1 protein-coding gene is annotated in these 553 nt (G+C 72.3%); it reads left to right on the top strand.

Features of this window, described 5'->3' with window-relative positions:
- Positions 1-553: hypothetical protein (locus LL06_RS27830; protein ID WP_035533726.1), on the top strand; the 553-nt coding region annotated here is incomplete at both ends.

The raw sequence follows: 553 nt of genomic DNA, 5'->3' as shown, positions 1-553 counted from the left end.
CGAGCGGGCGCCCACGGTGGCGGAGATCCGCGAGGTGCTGCTGCTGCTGGGCGAACTCGGCGCCGCGCTCAACGACCGCATGGGCCTCGCCGACCGCATCGCCAAGATGGAGCAGGACCAGGCCCGCTACAGTGCGATGCTGAATGAGGTCGCAAGCCTCGCCGGCATCGAGATCACGGACGCAACCGCCGCCTCCATCGCCCGCGACCTTTCCGCCCGCGCCGCCGCCGCCGACCAGGCGAACTCGCGCCAGGCCGATCTGTCGGCCCGGCTCGAGGAGGCGCGGCAACGCCAGCGGGATCACGCCGAAAAGCTCGCGGCGCACACGCGCGTCAAGGACCAGATGCTCTCGGCGCTTGAGGCCGACACCCTCACCCAGGCGGCGATCCGCGTCGACCGCGCACTCGAGCGCAAGGCGCTGTCGTCCCGTATCGAGGAGATCGAGCGGCAGATCCGCACGAGCCTGGGGACGGCCAGTTTCGAGGAGGCCCGGGCGCTGCTGGCCGCGGCCGACGCCACGGCGCTCGGCGCGGAACGGCAGGAGCTGGAATCG

This window comes from Hoeflea sp. BAL378, from assembly GCF_000759435.1.
In the GTDB taxonomy this organism is placed as follows: Bacteria; Pseudomonadota; Alphaproteobacteria; order Rhizobiales; family Rhizobiaceae; genus Hoeflea.
The sequence above is the reverse complement of the archived record's forward strand: the minus strand, read 5'-3'. Positions and strand labels throughout refer to the sequence as shown.